Source organism: Jeotgalibacillus alimentarius (genome assembly GCF_000829445.1).
Taxonomy (GTDB): Bacteria; Bacillota; Bacilli; order Bacillales; family Jeotgalibacillaceae; genus Jeotgalibacillus; species Jeotgalibacillus alimentarius.
This window is the reverse complement of record NZ_JXRQ01000017.1, coordinates 482,848-505,257: the sequence shown is the minus strand read 5'-3', so window position 1 is coordinate 505,257 and position 22,410 is coordinate 482,848. Positions and strand designations below refer to the sequence as shown.

Annotated in this window: 20 protein-coding genes; 2 read left to right on the top strand and 18 right to left on the bottom strand. The window is 41.2% G+C overall.

Annotation, left to right across the window (positions count from 1 at the left end; translation table 11 throughout):
• Positions 1 to 21: 21 nt before the first annotated feature.
• The 3 genes from KP77_RS09675 to hflX form a co-directional block, all read right to left on the bottom strand.
• Positions 22 to 408, bottom strand: a complete 387-nt coding sequence (locus KP77_RS09675) for a MerR family transcriptional regulator (RefSeq protein ID WP_041122484.1) — start codon at positions 406 to 408, stop codon at positions 22 to 24.
• A gap of 211 nt (positions 409 to 619) precedes the next feature.
• A complete protein-coding gene (locus KP77_RS09670) occupies positions 620 to 1,870 on the bottom strand; it encodes a methionine gamma-lyase family protein (RefSeq protein ID WP_041122483.1) in 1,251 nt (416 codons plus the stop codon).
• Between the two features lie 12 nt (positions 1,871 to 1,882).
• Positions 1,883 to 3,115: a GTPase HflX gene (gene hflX / locus KP77_RS09665; protein WP_041122482.1), complete on the bottom strand. Its 1,233-nt coding sequence runs from the start codon at positions 3,113 to 3,115 to the stop codon at positions 1,883 to 1,885.
• Positions 3,116 to 3,233: 118 nt separating this feature from the next.
• On the opposite strand from hflX, the gene KP77_RS09660 reads away from it, so the two are divergent.
• Positions 3,234 to 3,848: a trimeric intracellular cation channel family protein gene (locus KP77_RS09660; RefSeq protein WP_041122481.1), complete on the top strand. Its 615-nt coding sequence runs from the start codon at positions 3,234 to 3,236 to the stop codon at positions 3,846 to 3,848.
• 11 nt (positions 3,849 to 3,859) lie between these two features.
• On the opposite strand, the gene KP77_RS09655 is transcribed toward KP77_RS09660, so the two are convergent.
• The 11 genes from KP77_RS09655 to cotE form a co-directional block, all read right to left on the bottom strand.
• Positions 3,860 to 4,750 (bottom strand): AAA family ATPase, encoded by an 891-nt coding sequence (locus tag KP77_RS09655; RefSeq protein ID WP_052474054.1) that lies wholly within the window; start codon positions 4,748 to 4,750, stop codon positions 3,860 to 3,862.
• A 103-nt stretch (positions 4,751 to 4,853) separates the two neighbouring features.
• Positions 4,854 to 5,084, bottom strand: coding sequence for an RNA chaperone Hfq (gene hfq, locus KP77_RS09650; protein ID WP_041122480.1), 231 nt, complete (start codon positions 5,082 to 5,084; stop codon positions 4,854 to 4,856).
• 48 nt (positions 5,085 to 5,132) lie between these two features.
• On the bottom strand, positions 5,133 to 6,047 hold the full coding sequence (gene miaA, locus KP77_RS09645) for a tRNA (adenosine(37)-N6)-dimethylallyltransferase MiaA (RefSeq protein WP_041122479.1): 915 nt from the start codon (positions 6,045 to 6,047) through the stop codon (positions 5,133 to 5,135).
• Positions 6,044 to 6,967 carry an alpha/beta fold hydrolase gene (locus KP77_RS09640; RefSeq protein WP_041122478.1) on the bottom strand — a complete coding sequence of 308 codons (924 nt, stop codon included), beginning with the start codon at positions 6,965 to 6,967 and terminating at the stop codon, positions 6,044 to 6,046. Before KP77_RS09640 ends, miaA begins: the two co-directional genes overlap by 4 nt.
• Positions 6,968 to 6,987: 20 nt before the next feature.
• Positions 6,988 to 8,649 carry a glycerol-3-phosphate dehydrogenase/oxidase gene (locus KP77_RS09635; protein ID WP_041122477.1) on the bottom strand — a complete coding sequence of 554 codons (1,662 nt, stop codon included), beginning with the start codon at positions 8,647 to 8,649 and terminating at the stop codon, positions 6,988 to 6,990.
• A 178-nt stretch (positions 8,650 to 8,827) separates the two neighbouring features.
• Positions 8,828 to 10,318, bottom strand: a complete 1,491-nt coding sequence (gene glpK / locus KP77_RS09630) for a glycerol kinase GlpK (protein WP_041122476.1) — start codon at positions 10,316 to 10,318, stop codon at positions 8,828 to 8,830.
• A gap of 19 nt (positions 10,319 to 10,337) precedes the next feature.
• Positions 10,338 to 11,144 (bottom strand): MIP/aquaporin family protein, encoded by an 807-nt coding sequence (locus KP77_RS09625; RefSeq protein ID WP_041122475.1) that lies wholly within the window; start codon positions 11,142 to 11,144, stop codon positions 10,338 to 10,340.
• 141 nt (positions 11,145 to 11,285) lie between these two features.
• Positions 11,286 to 11,837, bottom strand: a complete 552-nt coding sequence (locus KP77_RS09620) for a glycerol-3-phosphate responsive antiterminator (RefSeq protein WP_041122551.1) — start codon at positions 11,835 to 11,837, stop codon at positions 11,286 to 11,288.
• Between the two features lie 31 nt (positions 11,838 to 11,868).
• Positions 11,869 to 13,683 carry a DNA mismatch repair endonuclease MutL gene (gene mutL / locus KP77_RS09615; RefSeq protein WP_041122474.1) on the bottom strand — a complete coding sequence of 605 codons (1,815 nt, stop codon included), beginning with the start codon at positions 13,681 to 13,683 and terminating at the stop codon, positions 11,869 to 11,871.
• A 15-nt stretch (positions 13,684 to 13,698) separates the two neighbouring features.
• Positions 13,699 to 16,245 (bottom strand): DNA mismatch repair protein MutS, encoded by a 2,547-nt coding sequence (gene mutS, locus KP77_RS09610; RefSeq protein WP_041122473.1) that lies wholly within the window; start codon positions 16,243 to 16,245, stop codon positions 13,699 to 13,701.
• A gap of 125 nt (positions 16,246 to 16,370) precedes the next feature.
• Complete coding sequence (cotE, locus tag KP77_RS09605) at positions 16,371 to 16,898, bottom strand: outer spore coat protein CotE (RefSeq protein ID WP_041122472.1); 528 nt, start codon at positions 16,896 to 16,898, stop codon at positions 16,371 to 16,373.
• 186 nt (positions 16,899 to 17,084) lie between these two features.
• Here cotE and KP77_RS17555 point away from each other — a divergent pair, with 186 nt between their 5' ends.
• A complete protein-coding gene (locus KP77_RS17555) occupies positions 17,085 to 18,017 on the top strand; it encodes a LacI family DNA-binding transcriptional regulator (RefSeq protein ID WP_052474053.1) in 933 nt (310 codons plus the stop codon).
• A gap of 23 nt (positions 18,018 to 18,040) precedes the next feature.
• On the opposite strand, the gene KP77_RS09595 is transcribed toward KP77_RS17555, so the two are convergent.
• From KP77_RS09595 to miaB, 4 genes are all read right to left on the bottom strand, one after another.
• Complete coding sequence (locus KP77_RS09595) at positions 18,041 to 18,385, bottom strand: hypothetical protein (protein WP_041122471.1); 345 nt, start codon at positions 18,383 to 18,385, stop codon at positions 18,041 to 18,043.
• A 139-nt stretch (positions 18,386 to 18,524) separates the two neighbouring features.
• Positions 18,525 to 20,045 carry an aldehyde dehydrogenase gene (gene adh / locus KP77_RS09590; protein WP_041122470.1) on the bottom strand — a complete coding sequence of 507 codons (1,521 nt, stop codon included), beginning with the start codon at positions 20,043 to 20,045 and terminating at the stop codon, positions 18,525 to 18,527.
• Positions 20,046 to 20,251: 206 nt separating this feature from the next.
• Positions 20,252 to 20,686, bottom strand: a complete 435-nt coding sequence (locus KP77_RS09585; RefSeq protein ID WP_041122469.1) for a RicAFT regulatory complex protein RicA family protein — start codon at positions 20,684 to 20,686, stop codon at positions 20,252 to 20,254.
• Positions 20,686 to 22,230, bottom strand: a complete 1,545-nt coding sequence (gene miaB / locus KP77_RS09580) for a tRNA (N6-isopentenyl adenosine(37)-C2)-methylthiotransferase MiaB (protein ID WP_041122468.1) — start codon at positions 22,228 to 22,230, stop codon at positions 20,686 to 20,688. The genes KP77_RS09585 and miaB overlap by 1 nt, the downstream gene beginning before the upstream one ends.
• Positions 22,231 to 22,410: the final 180 nt, after the last annotated feature.

The following is a 22,410-nucleotide window of genomic DNA, read 5'->3' as shown; positions in this document are numbered from 1 at the left end:
CCTCCTGTTTTATGTAATTTTTTAGCGGAAAAATCTGGATAGATCCCCCGCTCGTAAATTGTTTTTGCTGTACTTACCATTGCCCATCATTTCCTGTTTCAACAGTTTTTTTAGGTCACTTTCTGATAAGTCAGGCTTTTTCGCACGTTTTTCTGCTTCGTCTTTTGTGCCATCCCCCAGGATCCGCTTAATACCAGCCATATTCACTCCCTGCTCCAGTAAATCTTTAATCTCAAGCAGTTTGTCAATATCATTTAATGAAAAGAGACGTCGGTTGCCTTCTGTTCTGGCTGGTGATACTAAACCATGTTCTTCATAATAGCGAATCTGACGGGCGGTTAAATCGGCCAGCTGCATGACAGTTCCAATAGGAAATAGTGGCATGCTGCGTCTAATATCACTGCCCATCATACAACCCCTTTCTTGCTCGTCGACAACTTAACTATACAACACGTTAAATTATCTGTCAACTACGTGTGAGGTTTTCTTACATAATAATTTGATCACTATTTTTTACTTCCCTGATTTTTAATGATTTATGCATATATTTAAAAAAATTTTATTTTTTATTCAAAAAAAAGCAGAACTATATGATAGTTCTGCTGCGAAAGTTGTATGTTTATTCCTGTAGCATTTTATGAAGTGCTGCAGAAATTGCGATTTTTATATGCTCATAAGTTAAACCGCCCTGAATATAAGCGGCGTATGGCGGTCTGAGAGGACCATCTGCTGACAGTTCAATGCTAGCACCCTGAATAAATGTTCCGGCAGCCATAATAACATCATCTTCATACCCGGGCATATAATCAGGATATGGTGTAAAATGTGCGTTGACCGGCGAGAATTCCTGTACACCCTGACAAAAAGCGATCATTTTGTCTCTGTCAGCAAATTCCACCGCCTGGATTAAGTCCGTTCTATGCGCATTCCATGAAGGTGTAGTTTTTAAACCGGCATCCTCTAGAAGCGCAGCAGTAAATACGGCTCCTTTTAGTGATTGACTGACTACATGAGGCGCCAGAAAAAACCCCTGATACATTTCCTGTAATGCATTCAGGCTGGCACCCGCTTCCGCTCCGATACCTGGCGAGGTCATTCGATAAGCACATTTTTCAATTAGATCTCTTCTCCCTGAAATATAACCTCCTGTCTTAGCAAGGCCGCCACCAGGATTTTTAATCAGAGAACCTGCAATCAGATCTGCTCCTGCTTCAACCGGCTCCTCTTTTTCCACAAACTCCCCGTAGCAATTATCCACAAAGATAATGACATCCGGAAAGCTGTCTTTAATTTCCTTCACCGCATGACGGATTTCTTCAATCGTAATTGAAGGCCTGACAGCATACCCTTTAGAACGCTGAATACCTACAACTTTCGTTTTTGATGTCATGTTATTCATCACTGCTTCAAGATCGATTGCACCATCAGTCAGATCAGTCTGCTGATATGAAATACCAAAGTCTTTCAGTGAACCGTTACCGCTTCCTCTGAGACCGATAATTTCTTCGAGTGTGTCATAAGGTTTACCGGTAATATAATGCAGTTCATCTCCAGGCCTTAATACACCAAATAGCGCTATATTAATTGCATGTGTTCCTGAGATAATCTGAGGCCTGACAAGCGCAGCGTCTGCTTTAAATGTGTCTGCATAAACCGCTTCAAGAGCATCTCTTCCTTGATCGTCATAGCCATAACCTGTTGTCGGATTAAAATGACTGTCGCTGATTTTGTTGTTTTTAAATGCCTGCAGCACTTTCAATTGATTATATTCAGCTATACGTTCAATTTCTTTGTGCCTGATCACGATTTTCTCTTCAGCTTTTTGTGTTAATTCAATCAGTTCTTCTGAATAATAAGCGTTTAAGTTCATTAAAATCTCCCTTTATTTTTTCCCTGCAAGTGGATGATTCTCAGCTATAAAACCCTCAGCAATATAACATTCCTTATCTTCAAGAAAATCGAGTCTGACCAGCATACTTTCTTTTTTCAATTGAGCCAGGATCTTACCATCATCTGAAGCAATCGTCATATGATAGGGTTTTAATATCTGTTTTACTTCATGTTCTACCTTTTTTAATACTTTATGCTGTTCTTTTTTTGCTGCGCTCATTAACACAAATGGATCACTCGTATCAGCTACAAATGATTCTGTCAGTAAATCCTCTTTATTATAGACCGTCATTCTCGGAATCTGCTCCATGTGAAGATCAGTTAACAGCTTTTTTACTGTCGATTCATGTTCAGCATGATTTTGATGTGAAGCATCTACGATATGAAGCAGTAAATCCGCTTCATTCACTTCTTCAAGTGTGGATCTGAAAGAAGCAATTAATGAAGTAGGCAGATCTTTGATAAATCCTACAGTATCAGTCATAATCACTTCAAATCCACTTGGCAGTACGCATTTTCTTGATAACGGATCGAGCGTGGCAAAGAGCTGGTCCTCTTCATAGGAATCCGCATTAGTCAGCAGGTTAAACAGCGTTGATTTTCCTGCATTCGTATAGCCGATTAATGCCACTTGAAATGCCTGATTCTGCTTTCTCCGGTCACGATAGATCGCACGGTGCCGGACAACCTGTTCAAGTCTTTTCTTGATTTCCCTGATTTCTCTTCTTATATGACGCCTGTCGGTTTCCAGTTTTGTTTCACCGGGTCCCCTTGTTCCTATCCCACCACCAAGCCTTGACAGCTCAGTACCCTGACCCGCAAGCCTCGGAAGCATATATTCCAGCTGAGCAAGCTCTACCTGCAGTTTACCTTCTTTGGATCTTGCACGCTGGGCAAAAATATCCAGTATCAGCTGTGTTCTGTCAATCACCCTGGCTTCCAACACTTCAGACAGATTTCTGTTTTGACTCGGTGAAAGTTCACTGTTAAATATAATCAGATCAGGCTGAAGTTCTTCAGCAGCTGCCGTGAGTTCTTCAAGTTTTCCTTTTCCTATATAAGTGGCCGGGTGAACCTTGTCCATATTCTGCGTCACATTTAATATAGAAACAGCACCAGCCGTTTCAGTTAATGCGTGTAATTCATTCATTGATTCATTAAAATCATATTCTTCCCTATCAGTATTAACACCGACTAAAATCGCTTTTTCCACTTGCTTATCCAATCAAACACCCGCTTTCTATAATTATGTTAAAAGTTTTGAATGCTGCAGATTGAAATGCGTTCGATTCATGATACAATCAACTTTGGTTCAGTTCAAGGGGAAGGGAGGATGATCATCTGTGACATGGGAAGTACTCAGCATGATTGGTACAATTGCTTTCGCCATATCAGGGGCAATTATCGCTATGGAAGAGGAGTATGATATTTTAGGGGTTTATATCCTGGGGATCGTCACTGCATTTGGAGGCGGTGCAATCAGAAATCTGCTGATCGGAGTTCCTGTAGCTGCACTTTGGGAACAGGGGATGTTTTTCCAGGTAGCCCTTTTATCGATTACAGCTGTTTTCCTATTCCCTCATAACCTGCTGAAGCATTGGAAACGATGGGGTAATATTTTTGATGCAATGGGTCTCGCAGCTTTTGCGATTCAGGGTGCACTGTATGCTGTTGAGATGAATCATCCTCTCAGCGCAGTCATTGTTGCGGCTGTCTTAACCGGTAGTGGAGGCGGCATCATACGCGATCTTCTAGCAGGAAGAAAGCCTCTCGTTTTGCGGGCTGAGATATATGCAGCATGGGCAATACTTGCAGGTTTTGCTGTCGGGCTCGGTATCACTTCAGAGCCATGGCAGCTTTATATACTATTCGTCGTAACGACTGCTCTAAGAATCCTTTCATATCTATACAAATGGCGTCTGCCATTCAAATCTATCCATGCAGCACCATCTTCTTAAGCAGGACATCATTAGATCTCCTGCTTATTCTTTTTATATTCAGCCATTCCTTCTATCACATCTTCTTCAGTAATTAGCATACAGTCTTTCTTAGTAAGCGACTCATACTTTAAAAGCCTGACTGCCTGCGCTCTGATAATACACTCTGTCAAATTCCTGACGAATCTCGCATTACCACCACTGCTGTCTTGTTCCCTGATCAGCTGCACCAGCCGTTCATTTGCAATCTTTGACATTTGATAATCTCTTTCACTGAACATACTGTTTGCAATCCTGTTAAGTTCATTAAGCCGGTAATCAGGAAAATAAAGAATATGAGAAAACCTGCTTTTCAGACCGGTATTCATCTTAAGAAAACCTGTCATCTCCTTTTTGTAACCTGCCAGCACACAAATGAACTGTTCATTTTGATCCTCCATATGTTTGACCAGCGTATCAATCGCTTCTCTTCCGAAGTCCTTTTCTCCCCCTCTTGAAAGAGAATACGCTTCATCAATAAACAAGACACCGCCTTGCGCTTTTCTGATCAGTTCCCTTGTTTTTAGAGCTGTATGTCCAATGTATTCCCCTACAAGGTCAGCACGCTCAGCTTCCACCAGATGACCTTTTTCAATAATTTTCAGGTCTTTCAGGCATTTAGCCATTACCCTTGCTGCTGTTGTTTTTCCTGTACCGGGATTTCCATAAAACAGCATATGGTGCGTCTGGATATGAGTCTTCAAACCAAATTCTGCACGTTTTTGATTGATAACAGACCAGGCAGCTATTGATTTCAGAGCATTTTTCACCTGATCGAGCCCTGTAAAAGATTTAAAAGCCCGCTCAATGAGTGCGCCTTCCTGACTTTCAGGCTGCTGTGATGAATGTTTCTGGCTAATGATAAATTTAACCTGCCCGTTCATAATTCACCCTCTTCTGAATGACTCAGTGATTCATTATATGAACAGGTTGAACTTCAATGATAAATGAACCACAAATAAAAAAGGACGCCCCAGGGCGCCCTTTTTATTCTGCTTCAGTTTGAATGGCAACATTTTTAGAAGGAACAAATGTTGAGATTGCGTGTTTATAAACCAGTTGCTGCTTTCCTTCAGATTCAAGCATGACAGTAAAATTATCAAACGCTTTAATCTGACCCCGAATCTGAAAACCATTTAATAAAAATACAGTTACAAATGTATTTTCTTTTCGTAATTGATTTAAAACCTGATCCTGAATATTAACAGCTTGTTTCATCTGAGCGCCTCCTAAAATTGACTGTCTCTATATGTTCGCCTCAAATTACTAATTTCCTGCAAAATAATCAATTATTTCTTTAATCTTCTTTTCTCTGTTTTCAGTCATGTCAAACCACGTAAAGCGCATTTTGTTACGAAACCACGTTAATTGCCTCTTCGCGTACCTTCTTGAATTCTGTTTAATCTTATCAATTGTCTGCTCATAACTCACTTTACCTTCAAAGTAATCATAGAACTCTTTATAACCAATCGCCTGTACAGAAGTTACCTCTCTGATACCGGCATCATAGAGAGCCCTTACTTCTGCTTCAAGACCTGACTGTATCATCAGATCAACCCTCAGGTTAATCCTTTCATACAAGACGTCTCTATCCATATCAAGACCAATCAGCTCGTGATGAAAGAGAGGCTCAGGCTGCTGCTGTTCTTTTAATTCTGAAGGACTTTTACCGGTACTTTTGATTATCTCCAGCGCTCTTATTACTCTTCTGACGTTATTAGGATGAATCTCAGCTGCTGCTTGGGAATCGAGTTCTGAGAGTTGTTTGTGCAGATCCACACCTGCTTCGTGCTCTTTTTCAAGTTCTGCCCTGATCTCATCATCTTTTCCTTTATCAGAAAACTGATAATCGTATAAAACTGACTGAATATATAATCCTGTGCCACCTGTCAGAACCGGAACCGCACCACGGTCGTGCACTTCTCTGATCTTCTCTCTGACAGCTACCTGGTATTCAGCTGCAGAAAAAGACTGATCAGGTTCTTTAATATCAAACAGATGATGGGGCACACCATCCATTTCTTTCTGAGTGATTTTTGCTGTTCCTATATTGAGACCTTTATATACCTGCATTGCATCGCCATTAATTACTTCACCGTTTACAGCTTTGGATAACTCAATACTTAACTCTGTTTTCCCTACAGCTGTAGGCCCTGCAATGACAATTACTTTGTTCTTCATTGTTTCTCCTTGCTTCTTTGTGTATTAACCCATGTTAAAACGTCACTCATAACCCGGTCAGATATTGTTTCATTGATCATTTCATGACGGCCATTCTCATAAAGCAGTACTCTTACAGAATTCAATCCAGTTTCAGTATACATACCGGCAGATTTAAATACACCTTTACCAAAATCACCTACCGGGTCATTTGCGCCACTTATAAATAACAAAGGAAGATCTTTTCTGATGTTTTGGTTATCCTCAGTTTTATAAATCATCTGGATCCCATTAAATAACGTTTTATAAAAGCGGTTGGTGGAAACAAATCCGCACTCAGGATCGTCCATATACTTCCTGACTGCCAATTCATCAGAAGACAGCCAGTCAAAAGGAGTGTTAGATTCAGGAAAAGAGCGATTATAGCCGCCAAATGATAATTTATTCAATAATGTAGCTTTTTCAACAGGTTTATAGCGGCTTAAAACACCTGCAAGCAATGTAGCAGGTACTCCGATTACTCCCAGAGGGCCGTTTGTACCTGACAGCACGACACCGTCGTAGAGATTCGAGTACAGTTGCATGACTCTGCGGGAGATAAAAGAACCCATACTGTGTCCAAATAAGAAAACCAGTTCACTCCCGAACCGTTCTCTTACTTCAATCACATCAAGTGCCAGGCGATTAAAATCGACATGTTCTCCGTAATCACCATACATACCTGATTGTTCAGCTGTCTTACCATGCCCCCGGCAATCATGCCCGAACACGTGATATCCAGCTTGATTTAAAAACTGTGCAAAGTCTTCATAACGGCCAATATGCTCTGCCATTCCATGACAGAGCTGTATTGATCCATTTATGTGTGACTGGTCAGAACGCCACACGACTGTGTATAGATTCTGACCATCTGATGTTTTGGTGTAAAATGATTCTTTCATTCAAGCACCCCGGTTCAACATTATTTTACTGGTTCTACTGCATCCTGAAGCTCTTTTTCAAGTTCTTCTTTATAAGTCTGATATGCAGATTCGCTCCAGCCCAACAGGTTTTGCATTAATCTTAACACAACTTCCTTCTGCAGGTGAACAGCGTTAATATCAAAAAACAGTCTGCCAGTTCTGCGGATAAAGAAATCGACAGGTTTTACCGTCATCTCTTCCTGGATTGCATAGACAACTTCAGCATACAAAACAGGTGTCATCGGAGCAGTCAGGTTCATGCCTTTTGCAGCATGCGCAAGCGTGTACAGCTTATCTGCATTCGTACCATAGAACTCAGCAATCTTTTTGCCTTCCAGCTCTGTTAAACCATATTGCAGCGCCTCTTTAGCTTTCCGGTCTATAAATTGACGATAGCCTTTAGATCCGCCAAAACCAGCTCCTGATAGCGGCATGTTTTTGGTTTTTCCTTTAGAGAATGATTTTTTCGCTTCTTTTTTTAACCGCTCTGCTGCAAGGTCCACTACGTGTTCTGCCATTTTGCGGTAACCTGTCAGCTTACCTCCCGCAATGGTGATCAAGCCGCTGTCGTGCTCCCACACTTCATCTTTACGTGAGATTTCTGAAGGATCCTTACCTTTTTCAAAAATCAGCGGACGTACACCGGCCCAGCTTGATTCAACATGCTCCTCTGTCACATTGACTCCTGGGAACATATAATTAATTGCGTCAATAATATATTGCTGGTCTTCATAGGTCATTTTAGGATTTGCCGTATCTTTATCTGTGCCATAAAACGTATCAGTCGTTCCGATATACGCTTTTCCATCTCTCGGGATTGCAAACATCATTCTGCCATCAGGCGTATCGAAGTAAAGTGCCTGATTCAGCGGGAATACCGACTGATCAAGAACCAGATGCACCCCTTTTGTCAGCTGTAGCTCTTTGTCATTAGTTGAATAATCTTTATTTCGAACTTTATCAACCCACGGCCCTGCAGCATTAATCACTTTTCTGCCTAGAATGGTCTGCGTGGAACCATCCAGCTGATCTTTCACTTCTACACCTGATACTTTTTTCTTATCATAAGTGAAACGCTCTGCTTTAACATAATTGATAAAGTCTGCTCCATTTTCTACTGCTTTTTTAATAATTTCCATTGTAAGTCGTGCGTCATCTGTACGGTACTCAACGTAGTAACCCGCTCCCTTAAGCCCTTCCTGTTTAACCAGAGGCTCTTTTTCAGTCGCTTCCCGGGCATTGAGCATTTTTCTTCGCTCCTGCTTTTTAACTCCCGCTAAATAGTCATAGACGCGCAGTCCGACTGAAGTCGAAAACTTTCCGAATGTACCGCCTTTATGGATCGGCAGCATCATCCATTCGGGAGATGTCACATGAGGAGCGTTTTCATACACGATCTCTCTTTCTTTCCCTACTTCTGCAACGAGTTTCACTTCAAACTGTTTTAAGTAACGCAAACCGCCATGCACAAGCTTAGTTGATCGGCTTGATGTACCGCCGGCGAAATCCTGCATTTCAATTACTGCTACACTCATACCGCGGGTAACTGCATCAAGAGCGATACCTGCACCTGTGATACCTCCACCGATAATAACGAGGTCATAAACTTCTTCAGACATTTTTTTTAATTTCTCTGCTCTGTTAACACTTGAAAAATTCATCGACTATTTCCTCCTTCATATAAACTGCTTAAACGCTATGACAATCCAACCAGCTGTGAAAAATTGTAAAAGTAAAAAGAGAGAGGCCGAATCCATATGAATAACTCCATAATGAATCCAGGCCTCTCTGCTCTCTACCCCGTTTATTAACTTACTATCATATTATCATAAAACAGGATTACTTAAAAGCCTGAGCTGCTTTCACTGCTTTTTGCCATCCTTCATACAGTTCAGCACTGCGCTCCTGGTCCATATCAGGTTCAAATTCTTTATCTGTCTTCCACATTTCAGCAATTTCATCTTTACTTTCCCAGAAACCGACAGCAAGACCTGCAAGATAAGCTGCGCCAAGTGCAGTTGTTTCGCTGATAACCGGGCGTTCTACATCCGCATGTAAGAGATCGCTCTGGAATTGCATCAGGAAGTCATTTTGAACAGCACCGCCATCTACTCGAAGCTTTTTCAATTCAATACCTGAATCTTTTTCCATCGCATCAAGGACATCTTTCGTCTGATAAGCAAGACTTTCAAGCACGGCACGGACAAAATGCTCTTTTGAAGTACCCCGCGTCAAACCAAATACCGCACCTCTGACATCACTGTCCCAATAAGGTGTACCAAGACCGACAAACGCAGGAACGACGTATACGCCGTCAGTAGACTCTACCCGCTTTGCATAATCTTCACTCGCTGCAGCTGTTTTTAACATGCGCATTCCATCCCGTAGCCATTGAATCGCACTCCCAGCTACAAAGATACTGCCTTCAAGTGCATATTCCACTTTACCATCAATTCCCCATGCTAGTGTTGTCAGCAGGCCGCTGTCTGATTTAACTGACTTTTCCCCTGTATTCATCAGCATAAAACAACCTGTTCCATATGTGTTTTTTGCCATTCCGGACTTATAACAAGCCTGACCAAACAAAGCAGCCTGCTGGTCGCCTGCCGCACCGGCAATCGGGATTTCCTTTCCAAAGAAATGGTGCGGGGCTGTTGTACCATAAACTTCAGAAGAAGGCTTTACTTCAGGTAGCATTGACTCAGGAACTGTCAGGTGTTCAAGTAACTCTTTATCCCACTTCAGATCATAGATGTTATACATCAGTGTTCTTGAAGCATTGGAATAATCAGTCACGTGCGCTTTACCGCCTGTTAATTTCCAGATCAGCCACGTATCAATTGTTCCGAATAGCAGATCACCATTTTCAGCTTTCTCTCTCGCACCATCAACGTGATCTAAAATCCATTTTACTTTAGTGCCTGAGAAATAAGCATCTATTAATAGGCCGGTTTTGTCTCTGAATGTATCATTTAAGCCCTGTTCTTTCAGCTCATTACAAATATCTGCTGTCTGACGCGATTGCCATACAATTGCATTATAGACCGGCATACCTGTATTTTTATCCCAGACAACCGCAGTTTCGCGCTGATTTGTAATGCCGATCCCTTCAATCTGATCAGGTTTCACTTCTGATTCAGATAATACGGAAGCGATTACAGAAAGAATCGAACCCCATATTTCATTTGCATTATGTTCTACCCAGCCAGGCTTTGGAAAAATCTGCTCAAATTCCTTTTGAGCAATTTTGACAATTTCACCTTTCTGATTAAAAAGAATCGCTCTTGAACTTGTTGTCCCCTGATCAAGTGAAAGAATAAACTTTTCCATACTTATTACCTCCTGAGTATTATTGAATTAATTTTGTTTGTTTTTGATCAACTAAGTACGCCCCAAGCAGACAAACCACAATGATTGCTGCCATTACCCAGAACATGATGTGAAAATCCCCTGAGAATACATACCGGTAAAACAGACCGCCAAATGAGCCGCCAAGTACCGGTCCGAGAATTGGAATCCAGCTATACCCCCAGTTAGAATTACCCTTCCCGCTGATCGGTAAAACAAAATGTGCGATTCTCGGGCCTAAATCACGTGCCGGGTTAATTGCATAACCTGTTGTTCCACCTAATGAAAGACCGATTGCCACAATCAGCATACCTACGATAAACGGGTTCAGCCCTTCAGTAAAATCATTCGCGCCAATAAAAAGAATTCCTGCTACTAAGATAAATGTACCGATAATCTCACTTAACAAATTCGAAAAATTGTGAGGTATAGCAGGACCTGTTGAAAATACACCAAGCTTTGTACCTTCATCCTCAGTTTCTTTCCAGTGCGGTAAGAAATGAAGCCATACCAGTACCCCACCTATGAAAGCACCAGCCACTTGAGCCACTATGTACACCGGTACTTTCACCCATTCAAAATCTCCATTAAATGCAAGTCCAAGTGTAACTGCAGGGTTCAAATGGGCACCACTAAACTGCCCAACTGCGTAAACACCCATCGCAACACCAAGCCCCCATCCAAAAGCAATCGCTACCCAGCCAGCGCCTTCTGCAAGAGATTTTTTCAGGTTCACGTTCGCTACTACACCACCACCAAACAAGATCAGAATTGCTGTCCCGATCAACTCTGCGATATATTCATTCATATCTGATCCTCCTTCCGGAAAAGAAAAAAAGACTCACAGAATCCCCCCTTATTAGTAAATGCAGGATCTGTGAGTCTCTTAGTCTCTTCACGTCTTATTAACTTGTAAACGATATTATCAGATATTGAAAACGCTGTCAAACTATTTCCCAAAATATGACCATAACTCTTTTGATGAGGTGGTAATCGCACTCGCACCGGCATCCAAGGCTGAAAATACTTCATCGTGATGATCAATTAATCCTCCGGCAATAATCGGTTTACCCGTCTCTTCTTTCAGTCTCTCAATCATTTTAGGAATCACACCAGGAAGCAGTTCAATGTAATCCGGATCAGAGTGTCTGATCTGCTCAACACTTCTTTTAAACGCATTAGAATCAATGACGAAAGTCCGCTGAATCGCTTTAACATTAAGTTCCCGCGCTCTTTTTATGACATTTTTTCTGGTGGAAATAATTCCATAGGGCTTCACTGTCTGACAAATATATTCAGCTGCATATTCATCATTGGATAAACCCTGAATTAAATCCATATGCAGAAACATTTTTTTATCATGCTGATTGGCATACGCAAAAACGCTCTTCAGCATACCGACGTGAAGGTCCAGAAAAACACCATATTCGAATGAATATTTCAGCATTTTGTCAAAATCCTTCATCGAATGGATCGCCGGAAGTATTTTCTGATCACTTATTTCCATGGGGCACATCCTTTACAATTTTGATTCACATCACCCGTTTAAACATTTTTTCCATCTCATAGGATGAAAAATGAATCACAACCGGTCTGCCGTGTGGGCAAGTGAAAGGGTCATTACATTCAGAAAGCTGACTGATCAGTGATTCCATATCTTTTTGAGTTAAATAGTGATTTGCTTTAATAAACTTTTTACAACTCATTAAAATCGCAGCTTCTTCTCTTAATTTATACCGGTCTATCTTTTTGTCAGTCAGAATCTGCTCAATCATGTCTTCAATAATTCCGCTTTCTTCACCCTTCGGAAACCAAACCGGATGCGACCTTACAATTAAACTGTTACCCCCGAATTCTTCCGCTTCAATTCCCGATTGATAAAGCAGATGAATATCTTCTTTAATCTTGAGGAATTGATCCGGCGGGAAGTCAAACGTAATAGGCACCAGCAGATCCTGCATCTCATGATGATCTTCAGCAAGCTTTTCCCTGAAATATTCATACTTGATTCTTTCCTGTGCCGCATGCTGGTCTATCATATAGAGTCCATCATCACTTTGACAGATAATATAAGTGCCATGAGCCTGTCCAATGACAGACATATCCGGTATTCTTTTTCTTTCAGGTTCAATTGCTTTTTCAACTTCTTTAATCTCAGACGGGTCAGGGGCTGCTGCTTCCCGCTCGTCAAAGAGCTGTTCCTCCGGTGCTTTCACATCAGTCATTTCAGCGCTGGCTTCTCTAACCGTTTCAGGCTCTTTATGACTGGCTGAAGGTTTTGTAACCGGTGCCGCCCAGTCAAAAGAAGTCTGTTCAGAAACTCTTTTCGGTTCTTTCTTTTCACTAACCCCGCTTGGAATTAACGTTTCATTACGGAATGAGCGTTTCAGCGTTTCAGCAATAACATGCTGTAACTCTTTTTCTTTACTGAACCTTACTTCCTGTTTTGATGGATGAACGTTCACATCCACTAAAAGAGGGTCCATTTCCACTGACAACAGAATGACAGGAAACCTTCCGATCGGAAGAAGCGTTCTGTACCCCTCAAGCACAGCCTGCGTTAGCCCGTAATTTTTTATATACCTGCCGTTCACGAGAAGAGAGATATAACTCTTTGAAGCACGTGTCACTTCAGGATATGCCGCCCATCCCGATATCTTAAAGTCGAGTGACTCCCCTTCAAAAGGAATCATCTTCTTTACAGTCTGTAACCCATAGATGGCAGATAACACTTGCCTCACGTCACCCTGGCCATTTGTGTGAAGAAGCGTCTTGCCGTTATGAATAAGCCTGATCGAAATCTCAGGGTGAGAAAGCGCTAGCCGGTTAACAATATCAGTAATATTGCCGAGCTCAGTATTAATGGTTTTCATATATTTCAGGCGTGCAGGTGTATTGTAGAATAATTCCTCTACTTTAATATCCGTACCTTTTCTGGCAGCGGATGCTTCCTGACTGATACACTTACCGCCGTGTATGACTGCTTTTGTGCCACGATCGCCTGTTGAAGAAGTGATTTCCACTTTAGCAACTGAGGCGATACTCGGAAGCGCCTCACCTCTAAAGCCAAGCGTTTTAATTCTGAAAAGGTCATGTTCGTTTTTAATTTTACTCGTGGCATGCCTTGAAAAAGCTTTAAGAAGATCTTCTTCTAATATTCCATCTCCATTATCTTTCATTCTGATTTTAGAGAGGCCTGCTTCTGTAAGGTCAATATCAATGATGGTTGAATGGGCATCAATGGCGTTTTCCATGAGCTCTTTTACAACTGAAGCAGGACGCTCCACCACTTCTCCGGCAGCAATTTTATTGGCCAGAAATTCATCAAGCTGCTGAATATTTCCCATGGTCTGCCCCTCCTTTTATGATTTTGCTAACAGTTTTCCCGCTTTTTTCTGAAGCTTATAAAGTTCATTCATTGCTTCCATAGGTGTCATTTCAAGTACATTAATTTTCTGAATGTCTTTCAGTATTTTTCTGTCATCCTGATTGGACTTTTCGGGCAGTTCAAACAGTGTTAGCTGCCCTTCATCTGCATGGTGCTTTTCAGCTTCGAATTCTGATAGCAGTTCATTCGCACGCTGAATCAATGTATGTGGAAGTTCAGCCAGTTCAGCTACATGAATACCGTAACTTTTATCAGCGGGTCCTTCTTTCACTTTATGAAGAAAAATCACTTTTCCATCCTGTTCAGCAGCTGCAACATGAACATTTTTTAATTTATCAAGCTTTGATGACAGTTCAACCAGCTCATGATAATGCGTGGAGAAAAGCGTTTTAGCTCCAATTGAATCATGTACATATTCAATAATTGCCTGCGCAAGTGACATCCCGTCGTAAGTCGAGGTTCCCCGTCCAATCTCATCAAATAAGATCAGACTGTTTTTGGTTGCATGATCAAGCGCATGTTTCGCTTCAAGCATTTCGACCATAAACGTACTTTGTCCGCTTACAAGATCATCCGCAGCCCCTATTCTCGTAAAGATTCTATCAAAAACAGGAAGCTCCGCACGATCAGCCGGTACGAAACAGCCGATCTGCGCCATCACGGCAATCAGTGCCACCTGACGCATATAGGTGCTTTTCCCGGACATATTCGGCCCCGTAATCAGCAGCATGGAACGCGATTCATCCATCACACATGAATTAGGCACATATTCATTGATATCCATTACTTTTTCAATAACCGGATGCCTTCCTTCATGAATATTGAGTAATTGATGGTCTGAAAATACAGGTTTTGTATAATGTCTCTTTTCACTCACATAAGCAAACGCCTGCAGCACATCAATTTCACTAATATCTTTTGCAAGCTTCTGGATACGCGGAATTTCTTTTTTCACCAGATCCCTGACTGTTTGAAAAATACGATGCTCAAGTTCAACTGACTTTTCCTCCGCCTGTAAAATAAGCGTCTCTTTTTCTTTCAGCTCAGGTGTTATAAAGCGTTCCGCGTTCGCGAGTGTCTGCCGTCTCTCATAGCGATCATCATCTAAAGCAGTAAGGTTCGCTTTTGTCACTTCGATATAATAGCCAAATATCCTGTTATAACCGATTTTAAGCGATTTGATGCCTGTCAGCGCTTTTTCTTTCTGCTCCAGTTCAGCAATCCACTTTTTCCCGTTTCTACTTGCATCTTTATATTCATCAAGTTCAGCAGAATAACCGTCTTTAATAAAATTTCCGTCTTTAATTGTAATCGGTGCCTGCTCATCAATGGACGCATGCAGCAGATCTGCAATATCAACGCAGGCATCCATTGCTTCTCCCCGCTTATTTAATCCCGCGTCTGGTATTTCCCGCAGCTTATCTTTTATAAATGGCACCTGTTGAAGCGATCTTTTCAGCTGCAGAAGATCTCTTGGACTGACTGAGCCGAATGAAACCCTGCCGGCAAGTCTCTCAAGATCATACACATGTTGCAGCTGTTCCCTGAGTGATTCTCTTTCAAAGAAATGATGTTTCAGACTTTCAACCAGCGACAGTCTTTCATAAATTTCACTCCGGTTAATAAGAGGCCGCTCAACCCATGATTTCAGCTGCCTGCTGCCCATTGCTGTTACAGTTTCATCAAGCAGCCAGACCAGAGACCCTTTTTTTGCACCGCTTCTGCTGTTCTCAGTCAACTCGAGATTACGCTTGGAATTTGGATCAATTTGAAGGTAAGAACTGACTTCATACGGTTCCGTCAGCTGCAGGTGATCTAATGACCTTTTTTGTGTATCTGTCGTGTAATGAAGAAGCAGACTGATCCCTTCTTTTATATCCTGACCCTGCAGATTCTCAAGAAGGGATTCGTCAAAGTTCAGAGCCTCTGCACTCACTTTAGAAATTGCTGTATGTCCACGATCTTTGAACGTTTTGATGAATGAATCGCTGACTGTCGAAGGGAAAATTAATTCTTTCGCCTTGATCAATGCCATCTCCTGAATCAACAGGTCTTCACCCGCTACTACTGCCGCTTTAGACTCTCCTGTAGACAAGTCAAGATAAGCAATACTGTAACGCCCGTCCGGACATTCAACCGCTGCTCCGAGAAAATGATTCTCTTTTTCCTCTATTGCATTGACCGCTGTGCCGGGTGTAATCATTTGAACAATTTCCCGTTTCACAACGCCCTTAGCCTGTTTGGGATCTTCAGTCTGCTCACATAAAGCAACTTTATAACCCCTTTCAACAAGCTTTTCTATGTATGCAGCGGCTGAATGGTAAGGCACACCGCACATCGGAATTTTTTCCTCCGGTCCCCCGCCTCTTGCTGTCAGAGTAATTTCAAGCTCTTTAGATGCTTTTAAGGCATCCTCGAAGAACATTTCATAAAAATCACCAAGCCTGAAGAACAAAAAAGCATCAGGCACCTCTGCTTTAATTCTTAAATACTGTTGCATCATAGGTGTATACTTCGTCAAAACTGTTCTCTCCGTTCATAACTTTTTATAGGAGAAAGTATAGCACAAATCCATTCTTTTCACTTCAATTACAGTCAGAGAAAACCAGCTGGAAAATTAAAAAAACACTGCCCGGAGACAGTGTCCTATTCATTACCGTAAACTTTCGTATTAATATGTTCGAGCCCTTCATCGATTTCATAGTCATCCCAATCATCATCGAGCTGATCTCTGCTGAAAGCAACGCATACTTTTGTCTCTCCCACACATTCAGCTGCAATCTCACGTTCAGCATGGACGATAATATGCTGCCCGTGCTCATCAATCTCAGCTTCAAGACAATTAGGCTGCTGAAGTACTCTCGCAATTACTTCATGGTCATCTCTTATGTCCTTATCGCGATACCTGAGACTGATATCATCCTGATAGGTCACACTTTCAATAATGACTGAAGTTTTCGTATTGTGATGATGTGAATACCAGACGTTTAACTCATATGACCCTTTCACCTCTACTTTATCCCCGGATTTTTTAGCCGCATATTTATGGTTGATAATCCAGCACCCAAGAATACTCGAAGGCTTATGAGGCGGCTGTACGATATGCTTTGCTTTCACATACTTTCTTCCCTTTGCCACTACAGACTTCGTAATAATTTCACGATATTCAGTCACAAAAGCGGCCTCCTTTCGTTTCTCACTTATCTTATGCACACACCTAAAAACATGTGTCAATCACCCGGATTCATATAAATAACAACGTTGTTATTTATACTTTAATTTTATGCTGATTGTTGTTCACCCCTTTTACTTGTATAATGAAATTAATAATAACGTTATTATTTTAGGGGTGGTGTTATAGTGACAGTCACTATAAAAGATATTGCAAAAGCGGCTAACGTCAGTTTCTCAACTGTTTCTAAAGCTTTGAATGATAGTCCGCTTGTCAAAGAACCAACAAAACAGATGATCATTAGCATCGCCAGGGAAATGGGCTACGAAGTTAATACGGCTGCTAAGATTCTTGCTACCGGTAAATCTAATTCAGTAGGGATCTATTGTCCGGATATCAGCAGACCGGAATATGCTGAATATAGTCAGGAAATCAGTCGTCAGCTGAAAAACAGAGGATTTCTTCCGTGTATTTCAGCATCAGGTTTTGATGATGCTAAAGAGTTGTTCACCCGGTTAAAAGCAGCAGCGGTCATTACTATCGATCAACATGAAATGCATTTCAGTGGAATTGAATGTAATATCCATGCTTTCAAATATAATGGGGAGTCAAACCATCACTCATTAAAAAAAGAAGCAGCTGCAAAAGCAGCTAACCTCTTATTCAAAACCGGACATCAGACTGTACTGGTTGTAAGTGAGTATTCTGATTCAGACTGGCTATACCGTGAATTAAAAAACGTCGCATCAAAATCCGGCAATCAGACGCTTTCTATACATCATCAGCGCATCAGCTACAACACAGATGAGTTCTTCTCATCTATGAGATCTATACTCGATCATATGATGCCGGATGCGGTTGTATGCACGTCAGGAAAAATTGCTGAACTAAATCTTCTAGTTACAAACGCACTCGGACTTAAAGTACCTGAAGATTTGTCTATTGTGGGGTATGATGAGCTGATGAATTCCACCTCCCCTGTTTCACTTTTCGGTTTGCATATTCATAAACTGGCTGAGAGAACAGCAAATGAAGTGTACAACTTTCTAAATCAACAGGAAAATAATTATGTAAACCTGTCTCCCGGATTCATGCTCAATTACACAGTAAAGCTCCAATAACAACGTTGTTATTGGAGCTTTACTTAATTATTTATAATTTTTTCATATGCTTCTTTGTCTAAGTGAGCTTCTGTTTTGCTTAAAACTGATAACACTTCTTCTCTGTCACTTTCATTTACATAAAACTCGATTAAGTAATGAAAAGTCTCAGAGGAGTCCGCTTCGCTAATTACGTCACGATCAGTTATTACTCCAGTTTGAGGTGCTGAGCTTGAGCTGAAGCTTAGAGCTGGTAAAAGGAATGGGTTGCGATCTGTATCAGGTATAGCATCAATTCTTGGATCTCTGATTGGACACCTTTGCAGGGATGCCAGAGCTGATTCCGCATCGCTTTCTGTTTTAAAATATGCCTGTAAGTGATGTTCCATATGAATCCTCCTAATATTCGATTTACCCATTATTACCCTGCTGGTGTTTCTTTAAACTATCGTAAGCCGCTTAAGGGTTGTTAAATTAAATATCATTATAAAAGCCGGGACCACTTTTGAGTGATCCCGGCTACCAATTTTAAAAGAATCCTAGTTTTTTCGGGCTGTAGCTGACAAGCATATTTTTTGTCTGCTGATAATGATCAAGCATCATTTTATGATTTTCACGGCCGATACCTGACATTTTATAACCGCCAAATGCAGCGTGCGCAGGATATTGGTGGTAACAGTTTGTCCACACACGTCCTGCCTGGATGCCTCTGCCGAATCTGTAGGCTGTATTTACATTACGCGTCCAGATGCCTGCACCCAGACCGTAAAGCGTATCATTCGCAATTCTCATCGCTTCTTCATCGTCTTTAAATGTTGTTACAGATAGAACAGGTCCAAAAATTTCTTCCTGGAAGATTCTCATATCATTTGTCCCTTTGAAGATTGTCGGCTGAATATAATACCCTTCAGCAAATTCTCCTTCTTTTTTATTAATATCTCCTCCAGTGACCAGTTCAGCCCCTTCATCTTTACCGATTTGAAGATATGACTGAATTTTTTCCATCTGTTCTGTTGAAGCCTGTGCGCCCATCATTGTATTAGGGTCGAGTGGGTTACCGGTATTAATTTCTTTAACTCTCTTTACTACTCTTTCCATAAATGCATCATAAATATCTTCATGAACCAGCGCCCTCGAAGGACATGTACAAACTTCACCCTGGTTCAAAGCAAACATGAGTAATCCTTCAACTGCCTTGTCAACGAATTCATCATCCTGATCCATAATATCCTTAAAGAAAATGTTTGGTGATTTACCGCCAAGTTCAAGCGTTACAGGAATCAGGTTCTGTGAAGCATATTCCATAATCATTCTGCCGGTAGTCGTTTCACCTGTAAATGCAATCTTTGCAATACGTTTACTTGAAGCCAGCGGTTTACCTGCTTCAAGCCCAAATCCATTTACGATATTTACAACACCCTTAGGAAGAAGATCTCCTACAAGTTCCATCAATACCAGAATAGATGATGGCGTTTGTTCAGCTGGTTTTAACACTACACAGTTACCTGCAGCAAGTGCTGGAGCAAGTTTCCATACTGCCATTAGAAGCGGGAAGTTCCATGGAATAATCTGACCTACTACCCCAAGCGGCTCATGAAAGTGATATGCCACAGTATCATGATCAATCTCACCAAGCGTACCCTCCTGCGCACGAATGACACCTGCAAAATATCTGAAGTGATCAATCGCGAGAGGTAGATCGGCATTAAGCGTTTCCCGAACGGCTTTACCATTTTCCCACGTTTCAGCTACTGCAAGCATCTCAAGGTTTTCTTCCATACGATCAGCAATTTTATTTAAGATGACTGATCTTTCAGTAACTGAAGTTTTACCCCATGCATCTTTAGCAGAATGTGCAGCATCCAGCGCTTTTTCAATATCTTCTTCAGTTGACCTTGCCACCTGACAGAAAACTTTCCCGTCTACAGGAGATGGATTTTCAAAATACTGCCCCTTAACCGGAGCAACCCACTCCCCTCCTATGTAATTCTCATATTTATCTTTAAAGTTTACTAATGAACCATCAGTATTCGGATTTGCATATGTCATGATTATTCCCCCTGTTTTTTCAGCTTTCTTCACTAATGAAAAACCGCTGCCCTCCTTTTTTGTAATCGCTTACATTTTTACAGTTAAAATAATGGCTTTCTTTAAGCCATATCTCATTTTTATCAAATATTATGATCATTGTCAATTTTCTGAACAAATAATCAAAAAAAGCAGCAGAGAATTGATGTCCCTGCCGCTATTTACTATTATGAACAGCTGCCGCCTGCACCATTTTGAACCTGGGCACCTGTTTCACCTTTTAGTACATCTCCACCAGTCTGTCGGATAATCTCATCGGTTACAGTATTAGATACCGTGTTAGCGACCATCTGCAGAAGATCATTCACTTCAGTCTGTGACTGTTTAAATTCCTGAACAATTGGAATCTCATCAATTTCTTTTTCAACTTTTTCAATCTTTGCTTCGATCATCTTAAGTGCTTCATGCTTACCATAGTGCTGAAAGTTGACTGCCTGTTTCTGAAGACTTCTTAAGCTTGCAATTTTCTCTCTGATTTTCTGGTTTTCCTGAATCTGAGCTTCCGCACGCTTAAAGAAATCCACTTCTTCAGTCTCTGTAATCATTTGTGCAAGATCTTTCGCTTTTGCGATAATTTCTTTTTTTGTATATTTCTTTTCCATTATACATTCACCCCTGCTGGTTCTTCTGCTGTGACCAATTCACCGTTTAGGCTCCAGGTTTTAGCATCTGTTATTTTCACCATGACTCTGTTTCCGACAATACGCTTTGGACCCTTGAAGTTGACAAGTTTACTCGTTCTTGTGTAGCCGGAAAGTACTTCAGGGTTTTTTCTGCTTTCCCCTTCTACAAGTACTTCCATTGTTTGTCCTTCAAGATTTTTCATCGCTTTTAAAGACATTTCATTTACTAAATTATTCAATCGCTGCAAACGCTCTTTTTTAACTTCCATTGGTACATTATCTTTCATGCGCGCTGCAGGTGTACCTTCACGCGGTGAATAAATATAAGTAAAGGCCGTTTCAAAACCCACTTCTTTATAAAGTGATAATGTTTCTTCAAATTGCGCTTCTGTTTCATTCGGGAAGCCGACAATAATGTCAGTCGTTAATACAGCACCGGGAATCGCGTTCCTGATTTTAGCTACAAGCGTCAGGAATTGTTCCCGTGTATATTTTCTTGCCATTAATTTCAGAACTTCTGAAGACCCGTGCTGCACCGGTAAATGGATATGCTCAACCAGATTCCCGCCTTTTGCAAGTACTTCAATCAGATAATCGTCAAAGTCTCTTGGGTGACTTGTTGTAAATCTGATTCTTGGAATATCAATTTTACGGAGTTCATCCATCAGCTGACCAAGCCCGTAATCCATATCCTTTAAATCTTTTCCATACGCATTTACGTTCTGGCCAAGCAGTGTAATCTCCTGGTATCCCTGTGCAGCGAGGTGTCTGACTTCCTGAATAATATCTTCAGGTCGCCTGCTGCGCTCTTTTCCTCTCGTATATGGAACAATACAATAGGTACAGAACTTATCACAACCGTACATGATATTAACCCATCCCTTGATGGTACCTTTTCTTACTTTAGGAAGGTTTTCAATGACGTCTCCTTCCTTGGACCATACTTCAATGACCATTTCTTTACTCATATATGCTTCATTCAGAATGTTAGGGAGTCTGTGAATATTATGAGTACCGAAAATCATATCAATATGCGGGTGGGTTTTAAGTATTTTATTAACAACTGATTCTTCCTGGGACATACATCCGCAAACACCGATCAGTAAATCAGGCTTTTCAAGTTTCAGCGGTTTCAGATGACCTATTTCACCAAATACTTTATTTTCAGCGTTTTCACGAATCGCGCACGTATTCAGTAAAATGACGTCTGCATCTTCTGTTGTATCTGTTGCTTCATAACCAAGCTGGAGGAAGATTCCTGCCATAACCTCAGTATCATGCTCATTCATCTGACAGCCGTATGTGCGTATATAGAATTTCCTGCCATTACCCATCCCCTGAAGTTTTTCATCTATTTTAAAATCTTCATGATAGTTCACATCTTCTTTACCGCGTCTTTTGGCATCTTTTAATGATGGCGGGCTGTAGACAGTCTGGAAGTATTGACTGTAGTCTTTTTCCTTTTTCTGTCCATGAGATGTCTGAGTAGCCTCTTGACTGGCAAGTCGCTGCTCTTCATTCATCTGAAATGTCCCCTTTCTATCTGAATGACCCTGAATACTTTTAAAACCCGATGTGGGTATCAGGACCTTAATATTCATGTAAAAAACCCATGTTATCTAAGTATAAATGGTAAGTCACCGGCTGACAACATTCTCCTTACTGTTGTCGCCAAATTGACTCAATTAAGTGAATTAACGTGA

What these genes read in the sequence shown, in the direction of transcription:
- miaA (WP_041122479.1), bottom strand. Translation starts at nt 6,047, where the DNA reads ATGAAGAACAAAGTAATTGTCATTGCAGGGCCTACAGCTGTAGGGAAA.
- miaB (WP_041122468.1), bottom strand. Translation starts at nt 22,230, where the DNA reads ATGAATGAAGAGCAGCGACTTGCCAGTCAAGAGGCTACTCAGACATCT.
- KP77_RS09585 (WP_041122469.1), bottom strand. Translation starts at nt 20,686, where the DNA reads ATGGAAAAGAAATATACAAAAAAAGAAATTATCGCAAAAGCGAAAGAT.
- glpK (WP_041122476.1), bottom strand. Translation starts at nt 10,318, where the DNA reads ATGGAAAAGTTTATTCTTTCACTTGATCAGGGGACAACAAGTTCAAGA.
- KP77_RS09595 (WP_041122471.1), bottom strand. Translation starts at nt 18,385, where the DNA reads ATGGAACATCACTTACAGGCATATTTTAAAACAGAAAGCGATGCGGAA.
- mutL (WP_041122474.1), bottom strand. Translation starts at nt 13,683, where the DNA reads ATGGGAAATATTCAGCAGCTTGATGAATTTCTGGCCAATAAAATTGCT.
- hfq (WP_041122480.1), bottom strand. Translation starts at nt 5,084, where the DNA reads ATGAAACAAGCTGTTAATATTCAGGATCAGGTTTTAAATCAATTACGA.
- KP77_RS09640 (WP_041122478.1), bottom strand. Translation starts at nt 6,967, where the DNA reads ATGAAAGAATCATTTTACACCAAAACATCAGATGGTCAGAATCTATAC.
- KP77_RS09625 (WP_041122475.1), bottom strand. Translation starts at nt 11,144, where the DNA reads ATGAATGAATATATCGCAGAGTTGATCGGGACAGCAATTCTGATCTTG.
- KP77_RS09635 (WP_041122477.1), bottom strand. Translation starts at nt 8,649, where the DNA reads ATGAATTTTTCAAGTGTTAACAGAGCAGAGAAATTAAAAAAAATGTCT.
- KP77_RS09670 (WP_041122483.1), bottom strand. Translation starts at nt 1,870, where the DNA reads ATGAACTTAAACGCTTATTATTCAGAAGAACTGATTGAATTAACACAA.
- KP77_RS09655 (WP_052474054.1), bottom strand. Translation starts at nt 4,750, where the DNA reads ATGAACGGGCAGGTTAAATTTATCATTAGCCAGAAACATTCATCACAG.
- adh (WP_041122470.1), bottom strand. Translation starts at nt 20,045, where the DNA reads ATGACATATGCAAATCCGAATACTGATGGTTCATTAGTAAACTTTAAA.
- KP77_RS09675 (WP_041122484.1), bottom strand. Translation starts at nt 408, where the DNA reads ATGGGCAGTGATATTAGACGCAGCATGCCACTATTTCCTATTGGAACT.